This window comes from Shewanella sp. 1CM18E (assembly GCF_023161665.1).
In the GTDB taxonomy this organism is placed as follows: domain Bacteria; phylum Pseudomonadota; class Gammaproteobacteria; order Enterobacterales; family Shewanellaceae; genus Shewanella.
The window spans coordinates 1-495 of the sequence record NZ_JALNTW010000042.1 but is presented as its reverse complement, the minus strand read 5'-3'; the positions used below and the strand labels follow the sequence as shown (position 1 = coordinate 495).

Annotated in this window: 1 pseudogene; it reads left to right on the top strand. The window is 52.3% G+C overall.

Going from position 1 to position 495, the window contains the following annotated elements:
• Positions 1 to 495, top strand: a pseudogene (locus MSG37_RS21290) (RTX toxin); the annotation flags it as partial.

Genomic DNA, 495 nt, shown 5'->3' with positions numbered 1-495 from the left:
GTACAAATCGTCACGGGTGTCACCGTTAATGATGATGGCACTTACTCGATTGATGGTGTGGATATCTCAGGTCTGGTTGATGGTGACATCACGGTTAACGCTAGCGCAGAAGATCGCAACGGCAACACCGTTAACGATGAAGCCACCGACAACATGGACGCCACAGACGGCGCGCTAACTGTTGCGCTCACTGTGGATGATAACGCTGAAACCGCCAATATCTCTGGCACCACAACTGACGTGGCACCGGGCAGCACAGTCACGCTGACCCTGACCGATAGCGCCGGCAAAGTCCAAATCGTCACAGGTGTCACCGTTAATGATGACGGCACTTACTCGATTGATGGCGTTGATATCTCAGGCCTGGTTGATGGTGATATCACGGTTAACGCTAGCGCAGAAGATCGCAATGGCAATACTGTGAACGGTAGCGATACTGACAACATGGACGCCACAGACGGCGCGCTAACTGTTGCGCTAACCGTTAATGATAAC